Annotated in this window: 24 protein-coding genes; 8 read left to right on the top strand and 16 right to left on the bottom strand. The window is 63.9% G+C overall.

From position 1 onward, the window contains the following. Positions 1-62: 62 nt before the first annotated feature. Positions 63-1,121, top strand: coding sequence for an anthranilate phosphoribosyltransferase (gene trpD, locus ACQR35_RS03800; protein WP_430269271.1), 1,059 nt, complete (start codon positions 63-65; stop codon positions 1,119-1,121). A gap of 24 nt (positions 1,122-1,145) precedes the next feature. Here the strand turns inward: trpD and ACQR35_RS03795 are convergent, their stop codons facing one another. From ACQR35_RS03795 to ACQR35_RS03785, 3 genes are all read right to left on the bottom strand, one after another. After that, a complete protein-coding gene (locus ACQR35_RS03795) occupies positions 1,146-1,427 on the bottom strand; it encodes an Lrp/AsnC family transcriptional regulator (RefSeq protein ID WP_430267157.1) in 282 nt (93 codons plus the stop codon). 66 nt (positions 1,428-1,493) lie between these two features. Beyond that, positions 1,494-1,886: a DUF3054 domain-containing protein gene (locus ACQR35_RS03790; protein WP_430269270.1), complete on the bottom strand. Its 393-nt coding sequence runs from the start codon at positions 1,884-1,886 to the stop codon at positions 1,494-1,496. 89 nt (positions 1,887-1,975) lie between these two features. Continuing rightward, positions 1,976-3,046 (bottom strand): alkene reductase, encoded by a 1,071-nt coding sequence (locus ACQR35_RS03785; RefSeq protein WP_430267155.1) that lies wholly within the window; start codon positions 3,044-3,046, stop codon positions 1,976-1,978. Between the two features lie 117 nt (positions 3,047-3,163). Between ACQR35_RS03785 and ACQR35_RS03780 the strand changes: the two genes are divergently transcribed. After that, the gene (locus ACQR35_RS03780; RefSeq protein ID WP_430269269.1) at positions 3,164-3,721 is read left to right on the top strand and encodes a DNA alkylation repair protein; all 558 of its coding nucleotides are present in this window, start codon (positions 3,164-3,166) and stop codon (positions 3,719-3,721) included. A 184-nt stretch (positions 3,722-3,905) separates the two neighbouring features. On the opposite strand, the gene ACQR35_RS03775 is transcribed toward ACQR35_RS03780, so the two are convergent. Next, positions 3,906-4,478: a recombinase family protein gene (locus ACQR35_RS03775; protein ID WP_430269268.1), complete on the bottom strand. Its 573-nt coding sequence runs from the start codon at positions 4,476-4,478 to the stop codon at positions 3,906-3,908. A gap of 357 nt (positions 4,479-4,835) precedes the next feature. Here ACQR35_RS03775 and ACQR35_RS03770 point away from each other — a divergent pair, with 357 nt between their 5' ends. The 3 genes from ACQR35_RS03770 (at position 4,836) to ACQR35_RS03760 (ending at position 8,435) form a co-directional block, all read left to right on the top strand. Then, the gene (locus tag ACQR35_RS03770; RefSeq protein WP_430269267.1) at positions 4,836-6,812 is read left to right on the top strand and encodes an amino acid transporter; all 1,977 of its coding nucleotides are present in this window, start codon (positions 4,836-4,838) and stop codon (positions 6,810-6,812) included. A 179-nt stretch (positions 6,813-6,991) separates the two neighbouring features. Beyond that, positions 6,992-7,324 (top strand): DUF1003 domain-containing protein, encoded by a 333-nt coding sequence (locus ACQR35_RS03765; protein ID WP_430269266.1) that lies wholly within the window; start codon positions 6,992-6,994, stop codon positions 7,322-7,324. A 400-nt stretch (positions 7,325-7,724) separates the two neighbouring features. Beyond that, the gene (locus ACQR35_RS03760; RefSeq protein ID WP_430269265.1) at positions 7,725-8,435 is read left to right on the top strand and encodes a VIT1/CCC1 transporter family protein; all 711 of its coding nucleotides are present in this window, start codon (positions 7,725-7,727) and stop codon (positions 8,433-8,435) included. Between the two features lie 147 nt (positions 8,436-8,582). On the opposite strand, the gene ACQR35_RS03755 is transcribed toward ACQR35_RS03760, so the two are convergent. The 5 genes from ACQR35_RS03755 to ACQR35_RS03735 all read right to left on the bottom strand — a co-directional run bounded on the left by ACQR35_RS03755 (position 8,583) and on the right by ACQR35_RS03735 (position 13,008). After that, on the bottom strand, positions 8,583-9,260 hold the full coding sequence (locus tag ACQR35_RS03755; RefSeq protein WP_430269264.1) for a DUF1345 domain-containing protein: 678 nt from the start codon (positions 9,258-9,260) through the stop codon (positions 8,583-8,585). A 102-nt stretch (positions 9,261-9,362) separates the two neighbouring features. Next, positions 9,363-11,087: a multicopper oxidase family protein gene (locus ACQR35_RS03750; protein WP_430269263.1), complete on the bottom strand. Its 1,725-nt coding sequence runs from the start codon at positions 11,085-11,087 to the stop codon at positions 9,363-9,365. Positions 11,088-11,330: 243 nt separating this feature from the next. Then, complete coding sequence (locus ACQR35_RS03745; protein WP_430269262.1) at positions 11,331-11,813, bottom strand: DUF6153 family protein; 483 nt, start codon at positions 11,811-11,813, stop codon at positions 11,331-11,333. A gap of 69 nt (positions 11,814-11,882) precedes the next feature. Beyond that, the gene (locus ACQR35_RS03740) at positions 11,883-12,101 is read right to left on the bottom strand and encodes a hypothetical protein (protein WP_430269261.1); all 219 of its coding nucleotides are present in this window, start codon (positions 12,099-12,101) and stop codon (positions 11,883-11,885) included. Between the two features lie 358 nt (positions 12,102-12,459). After that, entirely contained in the window at positions 12,460-13,008 is a 549-nt protein-coding gene (locus ACQR35_RS03735; protein ID WP_430269260.1) for a hypothetical protein, read from the bottom strand. A 207-nt stretch (positions 13,009-13,215) separates the two neighbouring features. Between ACQR35_RS03735 and ACQR35_RS03730 the strand changes: the two genes are divergently transcribed. Then, complete coding sequence (locus tag ACQR35_RS03730) at positions 13,216-13,842, top strand: DedA family protein (RefSeq protein WP_430269259.1); 627 nt, start codon at positions 13,216-13,218, stop codon at positions 13,840-13,842. Between the two features lie 80 nt (positions 13,843-13,922). Here the strand turns inward: ACQR35_RS03730 and ACQR35_RS03725 are convergent, their stop codons facing one another. From ACQR35_RS03725 to ACQR35_RS03710, 4 genes are read right to left on the bottom strand one after another with little or no spacing between them, the layout of a single operon-like run. Beyond that, complete coding sequence (locus tag ACQR35_RS03725) at positions 13,923-14,156, bottom strand: ferredoxin (protein ID WP_430269258.1); 234 nt, start codon at positions 14,154-14,156, stop codon at positions 13,923-13,925. Further along, positions 14,153-15,244: an NADH-ubiquinone oxidoreductase-F iron-sulfur binding region domain-containing protein gene (locus ACQR35_RS03720; protein WP_430269257.1), complete on the bottom strand. Its 1,092-nt coding sequence runs from the start codon at positions 15,242-15,244 to the stop codon at positions 14,153-14,155. Before ACQR35_RS03720 ends, ACQR35_RS03725 begins: the two co-directional genes overlap by 4 nt. After that, the gene (locus ACQR35_RS03715; protein ID WP_430269256.1) at positions 15,235-15,810 is read right to left on the bottom strand and encodes a ferric reductase-like transmembrane domain-containing protein; all 576 of its coding nucleotides are present in this window, start codon (positions 15,808-15,810) and stop codon (positions 15,235-15,237) included. Before ACQR35_RS03715 ends, ACQR35_RS03720 begins: the two co-directional genes overlap by 10 nt. After that, positions 15,807-17,105, bottom strand: coding sequence for an FAD:protein FMN transferase (locus tag ACQR35_RS03710; protein ID WP_430269255.1), 1,299 nt, complete (start codon positions 17,103-17,105; stop codon positions 15,807-15,809). The genes ACQR35_RS03715 and ACQR35_RS03710 overlap by 4 nt, the downstream gene beginning before the upstream one ends. 136 nt (positions 17,106-17,241) lie before the next feature. Between ACQR35_RS03710 and ACQR35_RS03705 the strand changes: the two genes are divergently transcribed. Both ACQR35_RS03705 and ACQR35_RS03700 read left to right on the top strand, forming a co-directional pair. Then, a complete protein-coding gene (locus tag ACQR35_RS03705; protein WP_430269254.1) occupies positions 17,242-18,291 on the top strand; it encodes a glucose 1-dehydrogenase in 1,050 nt (349 codons plus the stop codon). 1 nt (position 18,292) lies between these two features. Further along, positions 18,293-20,104: a glycoside hydrolase family 15 protein gene (locus tag ACQR35_RS03700; RefSeq protein ID WP_430269253.1), complete on the top strand. Its 1,812-nt coding sequence runs from the start codon at positions 18,293-18,295 to the stop codon at positions 20,102-20,104. Between the two features lie 221 nt (positions 20,105-20,325). On the opposite strand, the gene ACQR35_RS03695 is transcribed toward ACQR35_RS03700, so the two are convergent. The 3 genes from ACQR35_RS03695 to ACQR35_RS03685 form a co-directional block, all read right to left on the bottom strand. Continuing rightward, positions 20,326-20,865 carry a hypothetical protein gene (locus ACQR35_RS03695; RefSeq protein WP_430269252.1) on the bottom strand — a complete coding sequence of 180 codons (540 nt, stop codon included), beginning with the start codon at positions 20,863-20,865 and terminating at the stop codon, positions 20,326-20,328. 221 nt (positions 20,866-21,086) lie between these two features. Continuing rightward, on the bottom strand, positions 21,087-21,767 hold the full coding sequence (locus ACQR35_RS03690) for a plasmid pRiA4b ORF-3 family protein (protein WP_236803071.1): 681 nt from the start codon (positions 21,765-21,767) through the stop codon (positions 21,087-21,089). 15 nt (positions 21,768-21,782) lie between these two features. Beyond that, a complete protein-coding gene (locus tag ACQR35_RS03685) occupies positions 21,783-24,683 on the bottom strand; it encodes a Tn3 family transposase (RefSeq protein ID WP_430269234.1) in 2,901 nt (966 codons plus the stop codon). Positions 24,684-24,686: the final 3 nt, after the last annotated feature.

Below are 24,686 nucleotides of genomic sequence, written 5' to 3'. Positions count from 1 at the left end.
GGAAAAGTTTCTTCCGCTCAACACATTGGGCAGATCAACCTGTGCCTCGATAGCATCTATGTGTGACCAACGAAGCAGAAGTACAGCAAGTTCCCTCCAGCTGGCCTACGGTGATTTCCGCCCTCATTGAGTCTAAGGACTTGCCGGTGAGCGCCGCCCAGTGGGCCATGGAAGAAATCATGACCGGTGCGGCGTCGCCAGCACAGATTTCTGCGTTCCTGGTTGGTCTTCGAGCCAAGGGTGAGACAGTTGATGAGCTGACGGGTATGGTCAACGCCATGTTGGCGCAAGCGAACGCCATCACCATCCCAGGGGAGACCTTGGACATCGTTGGTACTGGCGGTGACGGCCTTGAAACGGTCAACATCTCCACCATGTCTTCCTTAGTCGCCGTAGGTGCTGGCGCAAAAGTGGTCAAACACGGAAATCGTGGGGCTTCCACCAAGTCCGGTTCGGCCGACGTTATAGAGGCACTCGGTGTCCGCCTGGATCAGCCCATCGCGAAGGTGGTGGAAGTGTTTAACGCCACGGGTATCACCTTCTGTTTCGCGCAGGTTTTCCACCCGTCGATGCGATTCGCCGCGGTTCCTCGGCGGGAGATCGGCGTCCCAACTGCTTTCAACGTCTTAGGTCCCTTGGCGAACCCCGCCGGCGTTGCAGCACAAGCGTTGGGCGTGGCCAACGAATCCATGGCTCCCAAGATGGCTGGTGTATTGGCTCAGCGGGGGATTAGGGCATTGGTTATCCGCGGCGGCGACGGGCGGGATAAATTCACCACCTCGACCACATCCCAAGTGTGGGAAGTACGCAACGGCCACGTGACTTCAACGGTCATCGATCCCCGCGATTTGGGGATCGAACTTGCCAGCGTGGATGCGCTGCGGGGCTCAGACGCTGAATCGAATGCGGCCATAGTACGCCGGACACTGGCGGGGGAGTCTGGCCCGGTGCGTGACGCCGTCGTCCTCAATACCGCTGCAGGTTTGGTCGCTGCAAATCCGGACCACAACGGCCCGTTGTTGGACAGGCTCGCGGCGGGGATGGTTCGCGCCGTCGAATCAATCGACTCAGGCGCTGCAGAAAATGTGCTGCAGAACTGGATAGCGGCAAGTGCCGACTAACGGCTAAGGGCAAAGCGGCGAAGACTAGCCGTCTAGACCCAGTGAAAACGCCGCTTCAAGATCGTGTTTGGAATACGAGCGGAAAGAGATGTGGGTGGTGGTGTGAACCACTGCCGGGACCTTAGAAAGACGGTCGGCAATGACGTCAGCAAGGTCCTCGTGGCGCTTAACCCGCGCAACCGCAATTAAATCCCACTCGCCAGTGACTGAGTAGACCTCACTGATGCCTTCGAGGGCGGCGATTTCTTCAGCCGCCTCAGGGATATGGGCTGCTTCAGTCTTGATCAAAACAAATGCGGTGATCACGGTTACCTCTCGGGAAAATCGATTGCAGTGCTTGTGCAGAAAGCTTAGTCCACTAGTTCTGACTAGTCAGCGATTCGAACGCCCGCGTAGTCGCAGAATTAGTAACGCGATGGCCCGGTGTCCCAAGAGGAATACTGCCAATGAGACGAGCGCGACGATGATGAACGCCACAGCTGTACCGGCTCCGGTAAGGACGCGCAAGACCATACCCACAGCGACTGTGATCACCACGAGAAATAAGCCATTGCTCCAGATTCGCAATGGCTTCTTCCAGATGCCGAGCACTACCCAAGCTAGAACGGCACCAAGGAGAAATGGCCATGCGGTGGCAACAATGCCAAAAAAAGTTTCGGAGTGCTCATGGGCGCTGCGGCCCAAGGCTGCGAACAACAGAATGAGCACTGCATCAGCGATTCCAGCGTAAATTGCATGGGTCTTGTTGGAAGAATAAGAAGTCACCCAAACAGCGTAGCCATGTTTCGGAGGCCAAAAGACCTGACCGCCAAAACATGGCTACGGAGTGCCTGGAGAACTAACTAGCTTGAGGTTTAGCCTTGGTAGAAGGGGTAATCCGTGTAGCCCTTAGCGCCGGGTGTGTAGAAAGTACTGAAGTCCGGTTCGTTGAGCGGAAGGTTTTCCTGCCAACGACGAGGCAAATCCGGATTGGCAATCGCCGGACGGCCAACAACCACTGCATCGGCGAGACCGGTCGAAACGATTTCCCGGGCCTCTTCTGCGGTGGTGATGGTAGAAAAACCGCTATTGACCAAGAATGGACCGCCGAAGTTGGAGCGCAGCTCTTGGACAAGTTCAGCAGCTGGCTCAGCATGGAGGACGCTCAAGTAAGCCAACCCCAGGGGTGCGATTTCATTGACCAGGTGCAGGTACGTGGCGCGCAAATCTTCTAGGTCAGCTTCGACGGCGCCCTGAATGTTGTGGGCGGGGGAGATGCGGATGCCCACTTTCTCAGCGCCAACGGCTGCAACCACTGCTTTGGTCAGTTCGATGACGAAGCGGGCGCGGTTTTCCGGGGATCCACCGTAAATGTCATCGCGGTGGTTGGAAGACGGTGCTAAAAATTCGTGTAGGAGGTAACCGTTGGCGGAGTGCATCTCCACGCCGTCGAATCCTGCATTGATGGCAGCCTTTGAGGCCGTCACAAAGTCATTGATGACTTGAGAGATTCCCTCTTGAGTGAGGGCGACAGGGACCGTGTATGGCTGCTTTCCTTTGTAAGTGCGCGTCTCACCCTGAACAGCAATGGCACTGGGTGCAACGACGTCGAGGCCGCCATTGGTGTCAGGGTGAGTGACACGGCCAGCATGCATAACTTGAGCCACAATCTTGCCGCCTTCGGCGTGGACTGCCTCGGTGACGCGGGCCCAACCCGCGAGCTGCTCGTCAGTCACCAAACCGGGCTGTCCAACAAAGCCGCGGCCTGCTTGGCTGGGGTACGTGCCTTCAGTGACAATAAGACCAATCGAAGCACGCTGTTTGTAGTGTTCCACCAGCAAGTCGTTCGGAACTCCGTCAACGTCGGTGCGGGAGCGAGTTAGCGGAGCCATAACAACTCTGTTGGAGAGACTAATCTCACCTAAGGTAAGGGGAGTAAACAGCATGAAGTACCTTCCGTAATAATTCTTTTCACTTATGCAACTAAACCCGCGCGGTTGGTATTCCGGATGTGGTTCTGCTCACTCGGATATCTTGGAGTGCAGGCCTAGAAGGGAACTCTGATGACTGAAGCTCTACTAGAGGACGTTCAAGCGCAACTTGACGTTCTGCAGAATCCGAAGGTTCGTGAAGCCAATTTGCGCCGCGGTGATGATCACGGAGTAAATCTCACGGCGTTGCGGACCCTTGCCAAGAAGTTCAAAGGGCAGCCAGGGCTGGTTACTGAATTGTGGGGGACCGGGGACGTGGCTTCGCGGCTGCTCGCAATTCTTATGGCTAAACCAAAGGACTTTTCGGCTCAGCAGTTGGACTCAATGCTGCGCGAAGCTGCCGCGCCTAAGGTGCACGACTGGCTGGTGAACTACATCGTTAAAAAGAGTCCCCACGTGGAGGACCTTCGGCTGCGCTGGCGCGGGGATCATGATCCCGTAGTGGAAAGTGCGGGCTGGGCACTGACTAGCGAACGGGTGGTCAAATCATCGGAGGGTCTGGATTTGCCCGGACTGTTGGATGAGATTGAAGCTCGGATGGGTGCTGCTCCGGAGCGTTTGCAGTGGGCGATGAATCACACCTTGGCGCAGATTGGTATTGAGCACACCGCGTTGGCCCGGTACTCCTGAGAGTGTCGGCAGGGGCAATCTGGAGGATCGAGTCCTATTGGTTCAATGGTTGTAGGCGATAAGTGAGCCCGCTTGCCCGGCCGTGTGCAAAGACCGCGGATCCACCTCAGTAATCCTTATCTGCTGAACGGCCCTACCTTACGGACATGCCGTCGTTCTGTCGTGCCATGCGATGGCCGACACCTCATGGTTTGGCGAGGTGCCGGTAGATGGTGGGCCGGGTAACGCCAAATTCCTGGGCGATGTGCTCGACCGTGTGGGCACGTTTGCCGTCTGGGCCTTTTTCTTCATACATTTCCCGGGCCAGCTTTACTTGGCGGGGGCCGAGTTTGGGTTTCTGGCCGCCGGTGCGCCCCCTCGCCCGGGCGGCGGCCAGGCCATCACGGGTCCGTTCGGACATCAGGGCGTGTTCGAACTCAGCGATTGAGCCAAGGATTTGGAAGAACATCCGTCCCATCGGGGTGGATGTGTCGATGCTCTGGTCCAGGACCACCAGATCAACCCCGCGCTCCTGGAGTGTCTTGGAGACCTCGATGAGGTTTTCCAACGACCTGCCGAGTCGGTCGAGTTTGGTCACGACGAGTTGGTCCCCTGCGCGGTTGGCTGAGAGCAGGGCCTTGTCCAGCTCAGGCCGGCGGACAAGCTTTCCCGAGGCCACATCCACGAATACCTGGTCACAACCGGCCGCTGCCAGAGCATCATGCTGGGCTTCGGGGTGCTGATCACGGGTGGAGACTCGTCCGTATCCGATTCGCATCCCCACAACGTATCACCAACCCTGTAAGGCGTTACACAGACGCGTACACGGCAAGCATTACAAAGCTGGCCCCGGATTGGCGCGGCATGCTGAACACGTCCAGGTATGTCTTGCGAACGTTCGTTTCCAAGACTGTCAGAGGACGGGAACACAAGGCTTCGGCATGGCCCTACAGGCGGCGATCCTGCAACTCTTGATCCGCAGCCCCGCGGCGGTCCATCACCGCGTAGCAGATGATCAGGATCCGGGCCCGGCGTTAAGGATGTATCAAGATAAATGCTTTTCGTGGTTTCCGTTTTTTGCAGGTGTTAGTTTCGGAGGTGATTGCGGTGCGTTGTGCCGCGCGGGAAGGGATCGATGACCACGTTGAGCAGGCCGCCGGCTGACCCGTCGGCCCCGCGTCCCCGGGGACGGCAGGCGCTGAAGGATTGGCTGTTGTTCGGCCTCCAGGACAGCAAGGGAACCCATCAGGGTCCGGGCGCTGTGAGCGATGCAAATGTGAAAAAGCATTCGTGGTGGCAGGTTATGTGTCTGACGGGTGTGGATTACTTCTCGACCCTGGGTTATCAGCCCGCCATCGCAGCCCTGGCAGCCGGTGCGATTTCCCCGCTGGCCACACTGGTGCTGGTCATCGTGACCCTCCTGGGCGCATTGCCTGTCTACCGGCGTGTGGCTGGTGAAAGCCACCGCGGTGAGGGCTCCATCGCCATGCTGGAACGCCTGCTGCCCAAATGGGGCGGGAAACTCTTCGTCCTCGTCCTGCTCGGGTTCGCTGCAACGGACTTTATGATCACCATGACCCTCTCGGCCGCGGACGCAACGGCACACGTGATCCAGAACCCGCTGGTCTCCGGGTCACTGCAAGGACAAAACGTCCCGATTACACTGTTCCTCCTTGCCCTGCTGGCAGCGGTATTCCTCCGCGGGTTCAGGGAAGCCATCAACGTTGCCGTGGTCCTGGTCGCCCTCTATCTGGCCCTGAATGTGGTCGTTGTGGTCACCTCTCTGTTCCAGGTGTTCACCCATCCCCTCGCCGTGGGCGACTGGTGGCAGGCCCTGTCGACCTCGCACGGCAACCCGCTTTTGGCTGTTGCCTTCGCCCTGCTCGTCTTTCCCAAACTCGCACTGGGCCTGTCCGGCTTCGAGACCGGTGTCGCCGTGATGCCCCAGATCCGTGGCAATCCCGAGGACACAGAGGACAACCCGGTCGGCCGTATTCAGGGAACACGGCGGCTGTTGACCACTGCCGCTGTGATCATGAGCACCTTCCTCATCACTTCCAGCTTTACCACCGTTGTGTTGATCCCGGCGCAGGAATTCCAGCCCGGCGGGCAGGCCAACGGCCGTGCCCTTGCTTTCCTGGCCCACGAATATCTGGGCGTCGGTTTCGGCAGCGTCTATGACATCAGCACCATTGCGATCCTGTGGTTCGCCGGCGCGTCCGCCATGGCGGGTTTGCTGAACCTCGTTCCCCGGTACCTTCCCCGCTACGGCATGGCCCCGGGCTGGGCCAGGGCCGTCCGCCCACTGGTTCTGGTGTTCACCCTGATCGGGTTCCTGATCACCTGGCTTTTCGACGCCAACGTGGACGCCCAAGGCGGCGCGTACGCCACCGGAGTGCTCGTCCTGATGACCTCCGCTGCAGTCGCTGTGACCCTCTCGGCCCGCCGTAAGGCACAGCACAAATGGACCGTCGGCTTCGGCATCATCGCCGTGGTGTTCATCTACACCACGATCGTGAACATCATCGAACGCCCCGAGGGCATCCGTATCGCCGCCGTTTTCATCGCCGGAATCATCGTGATCTCCCTGCTTTCACGGATCCGGCGCTCTTTTGAACTCCACGCCACCCAGGTCCATTTGGACTACCAGGCCCTGGCATTCATGTCTGAGGTACTGGACGGGCCGCTGGCGATCATTTCCCATGAACCCCTCCGGCTCAGCGCCGAAGCGTACCGGGACAAGCTCACCTCTGCCATCGAAGTCAGCCATCTGCCCGTGGACCAGCAGGCACTGTTCCTGGAGGTCATCGTGGACGACTCCTCAGACTTTGAAACAGAGCTGGCCGTGCGGGGTGTGACCCGCCACGGATACAGGATCCTGGAAGTACATGGCCCGGTCGTGCCGAACACGATCGCCTCCGTGCTCCTGCACATCCGGGACGTGACCGGCTTGATGCCGCACATCTACTTCCGCTGGACCGAAGGCAACCCCGTCATCAACCTCCTCAAGTTCCTGTTTCTGGGCGAAGGCGAAATCGCCCCCGTCACCCGCGAAGTACTCCGCGAAGCCGAACCCGACGTCACCAAACGACCCTGGGTCCACGTCGGGTGACCCAATGCGGCGTAACCACATACATACTCCGCCGGGTCCCCGCGGATTCCGAACCGCCGGTCTACTCTGAGGCATGAATAATCGAATACAGACCTGGCATGACAAGGACAAGGCATCTCTGACCCGAGGTCAGCGGGCCGCCGATGTCATGCGGAACGGCATGGGCAGCTGGCCTTTCGTTGGAAGCTCTATTTGGTTTCATGCTGATTTGGGCCGGCATCAACACGTGGGTGCTGGCGAACAACGCCTGGGACCCGTATCCGTATATTCTTTTGAACCTTTTGCTCTCCATGTTGGCCGGGCTCCGAGGGGCCATACTGCTTATCGCTGCCAAGCGCCAGGATGCGATCGCTGCGGCGATGGCGCAGCACGACTACGACACCAATGTGAAAGCAAAAGAAGAGATCGAGCTTCTGATGGACATCAACAACCAGCAACTGAAACTCCTGCACGAGCTAAGAAGGCTGGCGACCGCGGAAGACCTTGACGCGGACCGCAACCCTGGCATCTGACACGAGACCCGCACGATAGTCGCCTGCGAAAGGCTCAATGCAGGGGTCAGCGGATCTCGCCAGTGGCGTCCGGCACTGGATGGGGTCCTGCGGCCGAATGGTTAGCAGCCCATAGGCAACGGATGCCCCGTTCCCATTTGGCAGCTCATGATCGGGTCAGGTGGGCGTGGATAAGAGAATAATGCCCGGGCTGGCGGCCGCCCGCCCCGCTTGGTCCGGGATTGCCCCGGGTCCAATCGAGCCGAAGGAATGGGTGAGAATTTTGGAGTACGCGGAGCGGCCCGGCATTCAGTGGCTGCTAGTGTGTCGTCCCGGCACCAGTCGCGGTCGGGTTGGCTGACGGGCCGTCGAAGACGTCCCCGGTTACTTCATTGCAATAACGTAGAAAGTGGGAAGTCCCATGCCTGTTCACGCTTTTCCTGAACCGCATGCTTCGGGGATGTCGGGGCGCCTGAACGCGCTGCGGGCTGCCGTACTGGGGGCTAACGACGGGATCTTATCTATGGCCGGCCTGGTGATCGGGGTTGCCGGTGCGACGACACTGGTGCAGCCGGTCTTCATCGCCGGGGTGGCGGGTCTGACCGCAGGTGCCGTGTCCATGGCTCTGGGCGAGTACGTGTCGGTCAGCAGCCAGCGGGACAGCGAACGGGACCTGATCGTCAAAGAGCGGCGCGAACTGGCCGAGGAACCCGAAGCCGAACTGGAGGAACTGGCCGGGCTGTACGAAAAACAGGGCCTCAGCAGTACTACGGCCGCCGCGGTCGCGCGGGAACTGACAGCAGCCGATCCCTTGAAAGCGCACCTGCGGATGGAACTCGGGATCGACGAGGAAGAACTGACCAATCCCTGGCACGCGGCGGGTTCGTCGGCGGCGGCGTTTCTTCTGGGAGGTGCGTTGCCGGTCCTCGCGATCCTGCTCTCCCCGGTTTCGGTGCGGGTTTGGGTCACCTACGTCATCGTGCTCGCGGCATTGGCGCTGACCGGCGCTGCCGGAGCCAAAATCGGCGGAGGTTCCGTCCGCCGGGCCGCAACCCGCGTGCTCCTCGGCGGGGCCGTGGGACTGATGATCACCTACGGCATCGGGCTGCTTTTTGGTGCGACCGTGCTTTAGTCACGTGGTCTTCGGCACCTCCCGCCCTGGCAGGCATCTCCGGAAGGAGGCGCCCTGCGGGTTCCCGTGGCCCTGCTGCGGCTGTGGCCCTGTTCCGACTGCGGCCGGGGAAGGGCCCGTTTCCCGGCCCCGGGTGATTGGTCCTGTTCAGTGGACGAGCCCGGAGACGAGGTTGATGGTGGTGGCCAGGACGATGGCGCCGAGGAGGTAGGACAGCAGGGCCTGGCGCAGGACGGTGGAGCGGATCGCGTCGGTGTTCAGGTTGGTGTCGGAGACCTGGAAGGTCATCCCGACGGTGAACGCAAGGTAGGCGAAGTCCCGGTAGTGCGGGGCCGTGTCTTCGTTGAAGTCGATCCCGTTCCTGTCCCGGTAGTAGATGGCGGCGTAGCGCAGGGTGAAGAGCGTCTGGACCAGGAACCAGGACAGGGCCACGCTTCCGAGCGCTAGGGCGATCACGGCGGCTTTGCTGCCGCCCTGCAAGGTGGAGGCATCGAGCAGGATCAGTACGACTCCGGTGAAGCTTCCCATGGTCGCGGCCAGGACCAGGACGTCGGAGATCCCGCGCCCGGGATCTTCACGCTTGGCGTGCGCGGCGGTTGCTGCCGGATCCAGGCGCCCGATGACCGCCCATACCCAGAGCAGGTACGTCCCGGACGCGGCAGCCCAGCCGGCCGCGGGCGCGTAGTCCGGCGGGCCGTTGACCGCGGTGAGAAGTGCTGCCACGGCCCCGGCGGTCATCATGGCCGTGACCCGGAGCCAGGAGCGGTGGAGGACGGATGAGAACCCTTCGCGGGGTTCGGCGGCGGCGGCACGTGCGGTGTTCATAGGACCATGGTCGCAGGCCAGTACCCGCACCGGCCGGTGGTGCGCCGTTTGCCGCGTACCCCGGCCCCTGAAAGGAGGCGGGGTACGCGGCCAAGCGGTCGTTTATTTGATGTAGGAGAAGACTCCCATCATGCCGCGTTCGGCGTGGTAGGCGTTATGGCAGTGGGTGAGCCATTGACCGGGGTTGTCGGCGTCGAATTCGACGCTCACTGTTTGTTTCGGGCGCACGATGACGGTGTCTTTGCGCGCGCCGCCGCCGGCGAGCTGGAATGTGTGCCCGTGGAGGTGCATGGGGTGCCACATGGTGGTGTCATTGATGAAGTCCACCCGGACCCGTTCGTTGACCTTGAGATCGAACGCACCGTCGTAAGGGTTGTTCATATCGAAGCGGCGGTCATTGATGCCCCAGTCGTACTTTGCCATGCCGCCGGTCAGGTGGACTTGATGGACCCGGTCGGCCGGTTTGGACGCCAGGAGCACCGAGGGGTCCGCTTTGAGCATGCCGCCGTCAACGACGGTGCCGCCCAGGGTTGAGGGGAGGGCGGGTGCCGGCGGCGGTGTGCCGGTGCCGGTGCTGACCAGGCCGTAGGCCATCCCGGGTTTGCCTTCGGGCAGCGCCAAAACAGGGGTGAAACCCTCACGGACAGTCAGGATCGCGTCGATTCGTTCCCCCATGCCCAGGACGACGGCATCGACGTCCTGGTGCGCGGCCGGGAACCCGTCCGTGTGGGTGAGGGTGATTTTCTGCCCGGGCACGCCGACACGGTAGGCGGTGTCAGCGGCTGCGTTGATGATCCGCAGCCGGATCCGGCTGCCGGGTTTGCTGGGAAACGTTTCCGGCCCGGCCGCGGCCTTGCCGTTGAACAGGTGGTACGGGTAGGAGACGTCGCCGGCGTCGCCGCCGAGAAAGTCACTGCGCGCCCCCATCAGCATGTATTTCATGCCCGGCATGGGTGGCATCGTGGACCCTGACCCGCCCATGTCCATCCCGGGCATCGAGGACCCTGAGCCGCCGCCCATATCCATGCCGGGCATTGAATGGGCCGGTGCCGGTGTGCTCATGGACCCCATGCCCATGGAGAGTTCTTTCAGGACATCGTCCGGGGTGCCGGTGACCCCGTCCATCCAGTCATCGAGGATGATCACCCATTCCTGGTCGTAGGAGAGTGTCTCCTTGGGGTCGGCGATGATGAGGGCCCCGTAGAGTCCGCGTTCGCGTTGCATTTCCACGTGCGAGTGGTACCAGTACGTTCCCGGGTGCGGAAGAACGAAACTGTAGTCGTACGCCGAAGCGGGGGCGAGGGCCTGCTGGGTGAGGCCCGGGACCCCGTCCTGGTCATTGCGCAGCGCCAGTCCGTGCCAGTGCACGGAGGTTCCCTGGCTGAGTTTGTTCGTCAGCGACACGGTGAGCTTGTCTCCGGCGGTTCCCCGGATTATCGGCCCGTTCAGGGCACCGTTATACCCCCAGGTCCGGACAGGCTGACCGGCGATCACAACGTCCGCTTCGGCCGCGGTGAGCTTTGTGGTGACGGTCTTGCCCGTGACGGCGCGGCGTGCTTCGAAGTCCGCGATCATTGGGTCACCGGGCATGATCCGGGTCACCCCGGAGGGCCCGGCGGCCGGGTTGGACGTGCAGGCCGCGAGGGCCGCCATCGCGGCGGCCGCGATCCCGGTGCCGAGCACGGTGCGGCGGGAAGGAAGAGGATAGGCGTTTTTCATTCTTTGGTGTCCTTGGTCGGTATCCGCGCGAAGCGGGAAAGTATCAAATGGTCGAAAAGTCCCAAAAACCGGGGTGACTGTGAACGCTGAAGCGGGCGGGAGGGGCACGCTGCAGCTGGTCCATCGACGGACATTACGGGGCAGCCTGCCCCGGACATGCCGTAAGAACATCCGGCGGAGAGGGTCTAGCGCCACGTTTCCGGCAGGTGCACCGGGCTGCTCCCAGCCCCGGCTGTCCGGGAGTGGAGAGGAACCCGGTACGTTACCGGCCCGAGGCTGTCCAGGTAGAGGCGGCGTGGTGGAGCCCTTGGAACATCCCGGCGGGCATCCGTGGGACGCGTCCGGGCGGGTTTACGTGCGGCTGATGGACAGTTCCGTCAGGGACGGTGCAGCCCGTCCGTGGCCCGCCGGGACCGGACACGGAACCCCTGAAGCGCTCATGATGGCCGGCCGGTTGGCCGCGGGCTCCATGGCGGGCAGGACCGGTAGGGGAACTGTGGCGCCGGATTGCGGGGCGCATGCCCGGTGCTGGGCGGTCATCGTGCACTGTTCCAGGCAACCCCAGGATTGGTTGCCGGCCGGCAGCGAGATTTCGTTGGGGTGCGCTACAGCGGGGGTAACCCACCCGCCCGAAGGGGCCACGGCGGCAGCGGCAAAGCCACCCGGGGTGTGTGAGGTGGTGTGGTGGGGCGCCGAGGCTCCGTGGCCTGTCGTCGGGGCGTGCATGCCCAAAATTCCGAGTAGCAGACCGGCCAGTACCAGGAAAGCGAGGATGAGCCCGGGAACGGCATTGGAGGACGGGAGAAGTGAGGGGTGCTTGAACACTGTCCTCACGTCTGTCCTTTCACTGCCCCGCTCAGGGTCGTTTCCTGCACAGTATTCTACCCACCGTCCGGGGCCGGGTCAGTCGCCGCTGCTCTCCCCGGCGTCGCGCTGCGGGCTGTCCGCGCCGGCCGGCACCTGATGCACGGCCGGGGCAGGGGAAGACACGGTCGAAGATACCGGGCCCGGTGCCGGCGCCGCGGTTGCCGGTGAAATCCCTGCCACGGCGGTCCCGGCAACCAATGCGATCCCGGCCAGAGTGCTGAACAGGACAGCTGTGCGGGTTCGGGTTGCAGACATGGCCGGTATCCGTCCTACTAAAGTCGGTGCCCCGTCCGGATGGGGGGCCCGGACGGGCGGGCGCCTCAACGACGCCTGCCACCAATTATCCGGACCTCCGCTGAATGATTGCTGAGAGCCCGCAGTGCACCGGCAGGGAACCTGCAGAAGGCAGCAGCCGGGCCCCGGAAACGGTCCAGTGGCCTTCGGTCTGCCTGTGGAGGGCGGCCAGCCGGGCCCGCCGGTGGCGGCGGACATACCGGCCAAAGGGCGTGTGGACGTTTCCCGGCCCCGGAGCTTTGGCCGCGCCGCTACGTACCCGGTGGGAGGGTGCGGCGCGTGAACGGGACGGCGCGCAGAGCCCTGCAGGGAAGTGACGTTAGAGCGTAGGTGTCGGGGTCGGCGTCGGGGAAGTGGGTGGCCTCGTGGTGCCGGGGATTTGGGCCGGGGAGGTCCGGATCGGGAAATAGGGTGCGTATTCGGTGAAGGTGGCGTCAAGGACGGGAACCGGGATGGTTTGTGTGGTCATGCCTGCGTTGATGCGGAGCTGGACCGTCGCACCGGGGTCCGCGCCGGTGCGGGCAAATATGATCGGGGCCGTCTCGGGTGTCAGTTGCGCGCGGCCTTGGGCACGTACGGGGATGGTTACTGTCTCCCCTGATGCCAGGCCCAGGGTCAGGATGATGTCGTTTTCGGTGGTGTTCGTCACTGTGCCGATGACCCTGCCGGGCCCGCCGGCGTCCTGGGCGAGAATTAACAGGTTGCCCAGCTTCACCGGGCCGATCACGGTATTGATGCCGTTGGTTGCCGGCGTGATCCTGGTGGTCTCCTGGGGGTTGGTGAAGGAGCAGCCGGCCGTCCCGGGAAGGGCCAGACCGATCAGCACCGCCACTGTAACGACGTTCCCGCGGTTGCCGGTGGTTTTCATTTGTTGTCTCCCGTGCTTGGGCCGGATCTCTCACCGCACATTGTACGGACGCGCCCGCCCACCGGTCCAGACTCCACGGGCAATGCAGGTGCCTATGCCGCCGCAGGACCTGCCGCCTTTACCCGGGGGATGCTCCCGGGCCGGCGCGGTAGGATTACCGGAACCGGAAGGCGCGCCGGGGGTGGGCGCCCGGAGGAAAGGCGTGTTGTGGGCCAGATTGTGGACAGTATCCTGAACATCAGCCCGGTGCTGGCGGCGCTGCTGGTGTTCGCCCTGGTGTTCGCTGAAGACGCGTTTTTCCTTGGATTTGTGGTCCCGGGTGAGACGGCGGCCATTCTGGGCGGGGTCCTGGCCAGCCACGGACGACTCCCCCTGTGGCTGGTGATCGTTCTGGTCGTGACGGCGGCGATCACCGGCGACACGGTGGGCTATGAGGTAGGGCGGTTCTTCGGGCCGCGGATCATGGGCCTTCGTCTTGTCGCCAGGAAAGGACGGCAGCTGGCCAAAGCCCAGGATTTGTTGCGCCGCCGGGGCGGTGTGGCAGTTTTTGCAGGGCGCTTCACAGCGTTCTTCCGCGCAGTCATGCCTGCCCTGGCCGGCATGGCGCGTATGCCCTACCTGCGGTTTTTGGCGTTCAACGCCGCGGGCGGGCTGGTGTGGGGTACCGGCTGTGTCCTGCTGGGGTTCCTGGCAGGGAACTCGTATCAGAGCATCGCCCGGAGAGCCGGACAGGGAGCGGCCGTCCTCACTGTCGCGGTTGTCCTCACCGGGCTGCTGCTCTGGCACCTGCGCAGGCGCCGCGCCGCTAAAACGGCCCCGGACGCCGGGAACTGAAGACCCGCCTGGCCACCGCCTTCGACCAGGACACCGTGAAGCGGCGCCCCGGGCCTCCGGGCGCGGTGGCGGGGTCTGCGTCAGTCGTTCCGGTTCCGCCAGTACAGTGCACGGGCGGGGCAGTACCGGACGGCCAGGCCCGCGTCGGGGGTTTTGGGGACGGGTCCGTCAAGGATGGGGTAACCCCATTCATCGAGGGTGATGTGTTCGGGCAGCAAGGTGGCGCAGACCCCGTGCCCGGTACAGGCGATCCGGTCAACGGCCAGGACCGGGAGTGCCGAACCGGCCCGGGGTGTGCGGGGAGAAAAGCTCATGACTGACCGTCTTCTTCCTGGCCGGGGCAATACCCTGCGGCGTGCGCTTGGAGGTGGGCGCTGAAGACCTCCAGCGCGGAGGCGGTGAACGCTGCGACACCGTCGGGGAAATGGCAGGCCCCGCGGCCGGCAAGCAGCCCCAGCCGTTCCTGCAGCGCAGCGTGCGCTGCCGGCCCTGCGGTGCCGGCGGCGAGTTCAGCGAACCCGGCAGCTGCCGCGGGGAGCCCGAACATGCAGGGCCCGCATTGGCCGGCTGATTCCCCGGCGGCGTAGTTGAGCATGTCCGCGACCGTGGCAACCGGACAATGTGAAGGACCCAGCAGGTGCAGGACCCCCGGTCCCGGGGCCGCGCCTGCGGCGGCCAGCGAGCCGGCGGTGTAGTGCAGGGAGGGTATCCGGGACGCTGCAATCCAGGTGCCGCCGAGCCCGCCGATGTTCAGCGCCCGGGCGCCCGGGAGCGGGCCCCCGGCCAGGGAGAGTATGTGGCTCAGGGAGGGTCCGGTTTCGGTTTCGTAGACACCCGGGGCCTGGACCGCGCCGTTGACCGCGACCAGCCGGGGTCCGGGGTCCTCCGGGGTGCCGAAGGACCGGAACCAAGCCGGCCCGAAGGCCTCGATCTGGGCGATCCGCAGGAGTGTTTCGGCGTTCAGGACCAGGACCGGGCGGGTTTTCTTCCCCTCCGGGGTGCGCCCGCCCTGGACCAGGCGGCGGCGTTTAGTCATCGGGCGGGCCAGGCCGCCGTGAAGCAGGGAAACCAAGGCACTGGCCTCGGAAGCGACATACCGGGCCGGTACCGGCAGCACCGGAACACCGGCCGCCCGCAGGTTTCCTTCGGTCTCCGACCCGGCATGGGCCGCATACGTTACCGGCGTCAAACCCGTCAGTGCTGCCCCGTCCAGGACCTCGCGGAGGTGGTGCTGGATGACATAGGCGTCCTTCGCGGCACCGATTTCCCCGTCGCAGGCGTTCACGACCAGCTCCGCCCGGTTTTCCAGCGCCGCGGCAAGTTTCACGCCGGTGCTGAACGCCGAACCGCTCCGGCCCGTCAGGCCGGCCTCATGCAGCGCCGGCAGCAGGTTCAGCGCCATGGCTGTTGTCCGATCTCATCACGGCGGGTCTCATCGGGTTGCCGGCCGGTGAGCCGGTAGGCGATCGCGGCCGCACCTGCGGCCAGGCAGGCCACCCCCACGGCCCGGAGGATCCAGGCGCTGCCGGTGCCCATCGTGATGCCATGGACTATTGCCGCCGGCCACAGCACGTAGCTCAGCGCGTGGACCGGGCCCCACCACCGCTCCGGGATCCGGTGACGCAGCACCGAAGTCAACGTCACGGCGACCAGCAGGTCGAATGCGACCGTGCCCAGCCCGATCCAGGCCCGCTCGTAGCCGGAGGTGAACGGCACCACAACCGATACCCAACCTATGTCGACGTAGCCTTCCAACACAGCAGTGACAATATGGACCAGCACAAAAAGCATCATTCCCAGGGCAAGGTTGCGGTGGAGCCCGGTCACGACCGTGGTGCCGATCCCGGCCGGCCGGCGCCGCCCGGAGGTCACAACACCGAGAATGAACGTCACCGTCAGCAGCACCGAGGCGGTGACACCGCTCGCCCGGGAAACGAACCAGAAAACCTCGCTGACCGCCGGGCTCACAGGGCCAGGGCCGGGTTGTGCGGGGCAGGCCAGTTCCCGGTCCTCACGGTCGACCCGTCCATGCCGTGCAGGCTGGCATCGATGCCGTGGGCCCGCAGCCAGGACGGCGCATCGGCGCCCAGGACGATGGCGGCGGTCGAGGCGGCATTGGCTTCCAGGGCGGTCGCGCCCAGGCAGGTCACTTCGGCCCAGACCCGCTGCGCGGGGGCGCCGGTGCGCGGGTCGATGATGTGGTGGGCGGTCCCGGAGCCGCTGGCCCACGCCCGGTCCCTGGTTGAGGACGTTGCTATGGCCTGGTCCCGGATGGTGATGACCTGATCGTCGCGGCCGCCGCCGTGCCCGACACCTATCTGCCAGCCGGCCTCCGGCGGGGTGCCTGCAACGGCTATGTCTCCGCCCAGGTCCACCAGGAAACCGCCCGGCAGGGCCTCACCGAGCAGGGCCGCGATCCGGTCAGCGGCGTAGGCTTTGGCGCTGGAGCCAAAGTCCAGCACCGTGCCGGCCGGCATCACCAGCAACCGCACGTCGGGTGTGTAATTGACCTGCCGCCAGCCCGGCGCCGGTACCGGATCCCCGGGAACCGTCCAGGCGGCCCTGTCTTTGACCGTTGTCATATCGTCATCGTAACCGGCTCTGAGCAGGGCCGCCCCGACTGTCGGGTCGACCAGGCCGCCGGTGAGGGCCGCGGCGTCCAGGGAGGCTTGAAGCACCTGACCGAGCAGGGGGCTAAGAACCAAAGCTACCGGGACCCGGGCCGACCGGGCGTTGATCACTGCCAGTTCCGAATCGGCCCGGAACCTCGAGGCGGCGGCGTCCAGGCGCTCCAGCCAGTCCCGCGCCGTGCACACAGCCTCATGGAGGGCGGAGGGGTCTGTCGCGTGTACACCGATGGTGGTGCCGATCGCATCAAACCGTACGGCCGGGACTGCTGGCACGCTCAGGACGCCCTGGTCGCTGTTTGCGGTACGGCGCCCGCCGGTGCGTTTTGCGCGGGCTGGACTTTCCCGAACGTCCCCGCCGCCGCGGGCGCCGGTGCCTGCTGCACCGCTGCTGCCTGACCGGTGGTGGACGGGTGCTGGACGGTGGCCAGGCCCGCACCGACGCCGGCGGTCGCGATCCCCGCCAGTACCATCCCTGTCACCGTCCAGCGCCGTACCGCGCCCAACGCCCGAACCCGTGAATTCCCTACCGCCGTCATCGCATGTCCTTCCGTTACCAGTAAGTTTCCCACGTGCCCGATAGGAGGTAGCTGAGACGAAGCTGTGTTCTGTCTGTGAGAGATTCGGGCCCGTCACGCCGCCGGATTCCGGAAAACCGCGGCCCCGCAGCCTGCGGACCCGGAAACTGCTGGCGGACTTCGGATCTGGACATGGTAGACAGATAGCCAGGCCGGGCCATGAAGAGCGGGCCGGGGATGCGGGAGGAAAAGACGTGAAAGCTTTGACTGTCGTCCCCGGGACGAACGATCCGTTAGTGCTCAGGGATGTGGCCGAACCCGACGAGGCGGAAGGTCAGGTCATGGTTCAGACCTTGGCCGTCGGGCTCTGCGGCACCGACACCGAGATCACCTCCGGCGGATACGGGCAGGCGCCGGCAGGGTCACCGTGTCTGATTCTGGGCCACGAAAACCTGGGCCGTGTCCTGACCGCCCCGGCAGGTTCCGGTCTCAGCCCCGGGGATCTGGTGGTCTGCATCGTCCGCCGCCCCGACCCGGTACCGTGCGCGGCGTGCGCGGCGGGGCAGTGGGATATGTGCCGCAACGGACGCTACACCGAACACGGCATAAAAGGCCTGCAAGGGTTCGCCCGCGAACGCTACCGGGCCGATCCTGATGCCCTCGTCCGGTTACCGAACACGCTGGCCGATGTCGGGGTTTTGCTGGAACCGACAACCATTGTCGCCAAAGCCTGGCAGCACATTGACGCGATCGGCTCCCGGGCCTTTTTTGCCCCTAAGACCGCCGTTGTCACCGGGGCCGGACCTGTCGGCCTGCTCGCGGCCCTGCTGGGTGTGCAGCGCGGACTCGACGTGCACGTCTTTGACCAGGTGAGGGCAGGGCCGATACCGGGACTCGTCCGGGACCTCGGCGCGACCTACCACCCGGAGAGCCTCACCGAATCCGGGATTCAGGCCGACATCCTGGTCGAATGCACCGGCGTCGCCTCCGTCGTGCTGGAAACACTGACCTGCCGGGCCCCGGATTCGGTGACATGCCTGACCGGAGTTTCCTCCAGCGGAAGGACCGAGCCGGTGGATCTCGGCGCGCTCAACAGAGCGCTTGTGCTGGGCAATGAATCAGTGTTCGGCAGCGTCAACGCCAACCGCAGCCACTACGAAGCCGCTGTCCAGGCGCTGGAGCAGGCCGACAGTGCCTGGCTTCAGCGGTTGATCACCCGCCGGGTACCACTGGCCGATTTCCAGGACGCCTCCCGGCGCCAGGAGACCGACGTCAAAGTCGTCCTCGAAGTCAAGGCCGGCTGAGGTGACACGCATAGAGGATTACGCAATCGTTGGGGACCTGCACACGGCAGCCCTGATCGGAACAGACGGCTCCATCGACTGGCTCTGCCTGCCGCACTTCGACTCACCGGCCTGCTTCGCCGCGCTGCTGGACACCCCCGACGCCGGACGCTGGCTGCTGGCCCCGGCCGCCGGAGGAACCTGCACCCGCCGCCGGTACCGCCCCGACACCCTGATCCTGGAAACCGAATGGGACACCGGCGCCGGACGGGTCCGGGTGACCGACTTCATGCCTCCCCGGGACGGGGTCGCGGACCTCATCCGCATCGTCGAGGGACTCAGCGGCACCGTCGAGATGCGCGGCGAACTGGCCTTACGTTTCGACTACGGACACGTCATCCCCTGGGTCCGGCGCACCACAACCGGGATTCATGCGGTCGCCGGGCCCGATTCGGTCCAACTGTCCTCACCGGCCCCCATGGAGGGCGAACACCTCCGCACCGTCAGCGAATTCACGATCAAGGCAGGCGAACGGGTCCCGTTCGTCCTCACCTGGTCACCCAGCCACCACCGGCGGCCGCGGACCATCGACGCCGAGAATGCCCTAACCGGGACACAGACGTACTGGGAAAACTGGTCCTCCCGCAGCGCGGCCGAAGGACCCTACCGGGACGCCGTCCAACGGTCTCTCATCACCCTCAAAGCACTCACCTTCGCCCCGACCGGGGGTATCGTCGCGGCCGCGACAACCTCACTGCCCGAACAGCCCGGAGGACCCCGCAACTGGGACTACCGCTACTGCTGGCTCCGCGACGCGACACTGACGCTGAACTCCCTGATCACAGCCGGCTACACGGACGAAGCCAAAGCCTGGCGGGAATGGCTGCTGCGCGCCGTCGCCGGCGACCCGGCAGACCTGCAAATCATGTATTCCCTCGACGGGCGGCGCAGGCTCCCCGAAGCCGAAATACCCTGGCTTGCAGGATACGAGGGCTCCACGCCGGTGCACACCGGAAACGCCGCGGCCGACCAACTCCAACTCGACGTCTGGGGTGAAGTCCTCGACGGGCTTTCCCTCACCCGCAACGCCCTCCTCCATGAACCCGATGACTCCTGGGACATCCAAATCGCCCTGATGGACCACCTCGAGGGCGCCTGGCAACAGCCCGATAACGGGCTCTGGGAAATGCGCGGACCACGACGGCACTTCACCCACTCCAAAGTCATGGCCTGGGTCGCAGTGGACCGAATGATCAAGGCAGTCCGCCAGTTCCACCTCCCCGGACCAGCCGACCGCTGGGAGAACCTGCGCGAGGACATCCACAAAGACGTCATGGTCCACGGCTTTAACCCGAAGATGAATTCTTTCGTCCAGTCCTACGGCGGCACCGAACTCGACGCCAGCCTCCTGCTGATCCCCAAGGTCGGCTTTCTGCCGCCGGACCACCCCCACGTGACCGGAACTATCGACGCGATCCAACGAGACCTGACCCAGGACGGGTACGTGCTCCGCTACCGGCCCGAACACAGCGACGACGGCCTGCCCGGCGGCGAAGGCGTCTTCCTCGCCTGCTCCTTCTGGCTCGTCGACGCACTCCTTGGCGCCGGACAACGCACCGAGGCAACGCAACTGTTCGAACGACTCCTGACCCTGCGCAACGACGTCGGCCTGCTCAGCGAAGAATGGGACGTCCAAGACGCCCGGCAACTCGGCAACACACCCCAAGCCTTCAGCCACTTCGCCCTGATCACCAGCGCCTTCCAGCTTCACCACGGCCCTAGCCCCCAAAGCGATCAAATAATCACCGCCTCCACAAACCCGGCACCGGGTTAACCCCGAACCCTGCCGGTAGAGCCAGGTGCGGACAGCGAAGGGGCCACAGCGAACCTTCCCGGGGCGGCCTCGGAGGGCCCCGTTTCGCTATCGCCCCCGGGGCCCCGCCGTTCATGGCAAAGGCAAACAACCGCAGAGGAATCAGCCGGCCGGACAGTCACGGTATTTCTCGGTTCGTGAGCCGACGTTCTGTAAGCCCGGGACTTACCTCGTCCGGGCCGTTACGGCTCCTCCGAACCTTCGGACGCCTCCGAAGGTTCGGCATGCTCCGCCGTCTCTGGCGCTTCGGCATGTTCCGGTGCCTCTGGTGCCTCTGCCGGTTCGGCATGTTCCGGCGCCTCTGGCGCCTCTGCCGGTTCGGCATGTTCCGGTGCCTCAGGTGCCTCTGCCGGTTCGGCATGCTCCGGCACCTCAGGTGCCTCTGCCGTTTCGGCAATCACTGGCCTCTCCGGTGCGTGTGCCAACTCTGGTGCTGTTGAAGATGGCGCCGGTGCCGGCGGGACCTCAGCCGGAGATACGGACGCGCTGGACGGAGTGGGCGTGGATGCGGGAACAACCGACGATGTGGCCGTGGCCGGCGAGGAAACCGACGGATCAGCGGCGGGCGCGGCCGGCGACACAGTGGACGTCGCATCGGTCGGCGCAACGGTGGCGGTGGCGGCCACTGCTGCACCGGTGCCACCAGCGGCAACGACGGATGCTACAACAACGGCTTTTCCTGTGGTGCCCAGCGCACCCAGCCAGGGGATGATTCCTGCCATGACAGGGGAGTCCTTTCAATACAGAACATGAGACCGGCTGACCTCATGGACAGCCGAGCGCAACGGTACTTGACAGATGGGGGATCCTGCTCGCCAGTTCCTGGAAACTACGTCAATCCTTGGCGTTTCCTGCGCCGTCCACGCGGAGACAAAAACTCGCTAAGGCATGCCGGCACAATGCCATTGGTGCCAGGCCTGGCTGTGCCGTGGCCGGCACTTGGTCAGTTTCCTTCGGGTGTGAAGAGTCTGCCGAGTTCTTCGTTGACTTTGACCGGGTCGAAGTGTGCGGGATCGAAAGTTTCCTCTCCGCCGGATCGTTGCGCGGTTCCTTGGGCCCATTCGTGCAGGCCCTGGAGGTGCTCGCGGTCTGATTCATCGACGGCATCAGGGTTGGCCAGAGTGGCGATGAGGTCTTCATAGCCGCCGATTCCACCGGAGTCCTCCAGGGGGCAGCGTCGTTTACCGCGGATCACCCGGGCATGGGCGTCGTCACCGGTTTTCCTGACGGTTTCGATCCAGTCGATGCGGTGGAGCCAGCTATCGCCGAAGTCGTATGCGTAGAACAGCGGGGTTGAGCCTTCGTTGAGGACTTTCCCGAGCTGGACGGTCTCTTCAGGCAGGTACCAGCCCTCCTCGTCTTCTGCCCTGACGTAGGCAGGCGCCCAAGACCTGGCCTGTGTCCGTCCGCGGCCCGGGGTGTTCGGGTTGCGGTCGGTAAAGGAATGCAGGTGGGAGTTTTCCCAGCCAATGATCACCTGCAGAACGTCGTGGAATTCGTCCAGGTAAAGGCTGGAATCGACTTCGAATAGCCGCCAGATCTTTGGTTTACTCCCGACGAGGTGGACTCTGGCGCGCAGAAGCTTGCCTTTGGTTCTTGGCGTGGATCTCTCATTCGTGGCCATAGGGGGTCCTTTCCATCACAGAGCAGCGGCCTGGGCCAAGCGGTTGTCACCGGGGGTACGGTGTTCGGGTTCGGCAGAGATCTGGCCCAGGTTCAGGTGGGTGTTCATGTCGAGGGTGAAGCGTCCGTAGGGGTTGATATGGGTCCAGAACAACGGTGTGAGGCCCCTGCGGTCTTCCGGTTCGAGCAGTCCGGTGAACTCCTTGACCTCGAGCACGGTTTGCAGCAGCAGGGTGTTGACCAGGACCAGGGAGGATTGGAGCAGGTGCAGGGCGAGCATGGACACTTCGGTCGTTTCACGGTCAGGGCCCGTGAGGTCACGGTTTTTACCGTAGAAGACGACGTCGTTTCCGCTGTTCCAGTTCTCCACTACCTGCAAACCGGAATTGATTTCGCGTCGCAGGTCTTCGCTGGCGAGGTAGTCGGCGGCGAAGATCGTCCGCACGGCCCGGCCCAGTTCCTCCAGGGCCTGGTACGTGGGGTGTTTGGGCCCGCCCCGGGTGAAACGGCGCAGGATCGTCTCCGACTCTGCCGTGCCGAGTTTGAGGGCCGTGGCGTATTTGACCATCTGATCGTATTGCTGGGCGATGATCTCCCAATTGATCGGCCTGGACAACACGTCATTGATCTCGGCGTAGGCTTCTTCATTGCTGGCCCGGTAGAGGCGGATCGAGCCGATGTTCTTCAACCTCGGCAACAGCTTGAACCCCAGGAGTTCGGTGAACGCGAACCCCACGATCGAGGCCCCGTGGGTATCGACGTAGTTTGCTTCGATCTCGGCGTCGGTGTCGTGGCGCAGAACGCCTTCGATCATCGCCGCGACCTCGGAGGAGGAACAGTTCTTCAGCTGGGAATAGATGCAGGTCGATTTCTTTTCCACGTGCCAGTAGATCATCACGCCGGGACCACCGTAGCGGTTGTGCCATTCGGTCATCAGGTTTGATTCCCAGGAGCCGAACTTTTTCGAATCCGACGCACAGGCGTTCCCTTCACCCCACCAGTGAGGGTTCCTGGCCTCGAACGTGGCGTTGACGACCTTCACGATCGCCTGGCGCAGATTATCCTTCGTAATGAACGTCCGGCGCACATGGCGTAGCTCCCGCTCCGTCTCTCCGTGACCGCCGGCATCAGTGACCGCTTTGATGCCCATGTTCGTCCCAAGCCCGAACAGGCACAACAGCAAACGCCTGCGCAGGGTCTCACGGTCAAGGACCTCACGGGAGGCCACGGAAACAAACTCCCCGGTAAACCCGGTCAGGAAGTCCGCTTCCTTGAGGACTTCTAGCAAGTCCAGGGTGCCCCACCGGGCCAGGACCTCGGCCTTGAGTTTGCCCAGATTCACCGGCTCGTCGAGTTTTTCCAGCTTGGGGACCTTTATCCACGGCGCCCCACGGCGTCTGGTGATCTTCACTCCACCGGTGGTATCGGCCGGCAGCCCCTTATCCAGGTGCTCCAGTGACCTCCTCATTCTGGACTGAAGATCAAGAATGAACCTGGCCGGGTCCAACGGTTTCTGCAGGGCCTCGTAGTGGAGCTCACGGGAAGCGTCGAAGTCCTGGGGAAGGTCCTCTTCCGGGTCCCGCCATTTCCCCGCCCCGTCAACGAAAACCTCGCGGCGGCGCAAAGCGTCCCGTAAGGACACGAGCAGGCACAGCTCGTACGGGATCCGCTCGATCCTGCCCTTCTCGTCCCGGACAGCGCCCTCCCAGGACCTGGGCACCACACCCGCAACCGGGACTACCTCTCCGGGCGCGAAGAACTGGCTCTTACTTCCAGCATCCGCATACCGTTCCAGCAACGCGATGGCATCCATGATGGGCCGGAACGCCGTGTTATGGCACCGGAACCGCAGCACGGACAGCAGCGCCGGTAACATCCGCCGGTAATGATTCGAGTACGAACCCCGCAACACGGTCCTCACCTTGCCCTGGAACACGCTCTCGTTGGCTTTTGCCTCCTGGACCAGTTGCCGCAGGGTTTTCTCACTCACCACCGGGAACACGGCCTCCCGGACCGTCTCATCCGGGCAGGCGACTGCCCTCTCGGCCAGTTTGAACAGCAAAGCCGTCTTGCCGCGCACCCTTTGCAGATCCTCGGTCAGTTCCTTCTCGACCTTCCTCACCGCGCCGGTATTGATCTTCAACACCAGCACGAGCAGCAAATCGACCAGGCTGTCAGCTATCTCTGCCGTCCGTTGATGACACAACGCCGCCAACAGCGTCAACCGCACCGGCGCCGGCGCGTCCTGGAAATCCGATGGATACATCCGTGCCGCCCGCGCCCGCCAGGCACTCACGACCTTCTCCGAAACCCCGGCAAACAAGCCAGCCGGTAAATCAAGAGCCTGGGCTGCTGAAAGCTTCTCCACCTCCGCCAGCAACGACTCCAAACCAGCCGGGCCCGGATCAGCCTTCAACACCGACAACAGGGAACCGGCTGCACCATCAGCGACCAAGGCCTTCAGCCCAGCCGCACCGTCCGGGCCTAGAACCTTGCCCACATGAGCACACAGGCGCTGCTCAAACAACGCCCGGCCAGCACCAACAATCCTGCCCGCACGTCCCGGCGGCTCAATCCGCTCCTGACGACACCGGGACAGCGAAGCCTCCACAAGCGCAGACTCTCGAACCTCAGACGGGCACACCCTCTCCGCCAACCACCCAGCCAGCCGGGCCTCATCAGCGGTCGTGAACTCACGGAAACCAAAATGGGACCGGATCTCGGCCCGGTGGTACTTGATCGAGCGCCCACCCCAATAGGGAGCCAGCGCAACGGGAGGAACAGAAATCTGCGCCGCAATATAGTTCAAAGCTCCCGGTGGAAGGTCAGAAGGGCTACCCGGGAATCTGGCATGTTGCTGAAAAAACTTCAGCAACACAGCAAACCCTGCCCGAGTCGCTCCTGACTTCCGCGCCATCAA

Source organism: Pseudarthrobacter sp. J1738, from assembly GCF_050490315.1.
Lineage (GTDB): Bacteria > Actinomycetota > Actinomycetes > Actinomycetales > Micrococcaceae > JBNPEO01.
The sequence above is the reverse complement of the archived record's forward strand: the minus strand, read 5'-3'. Positions and strand labels throughout refer to the sequence as shown.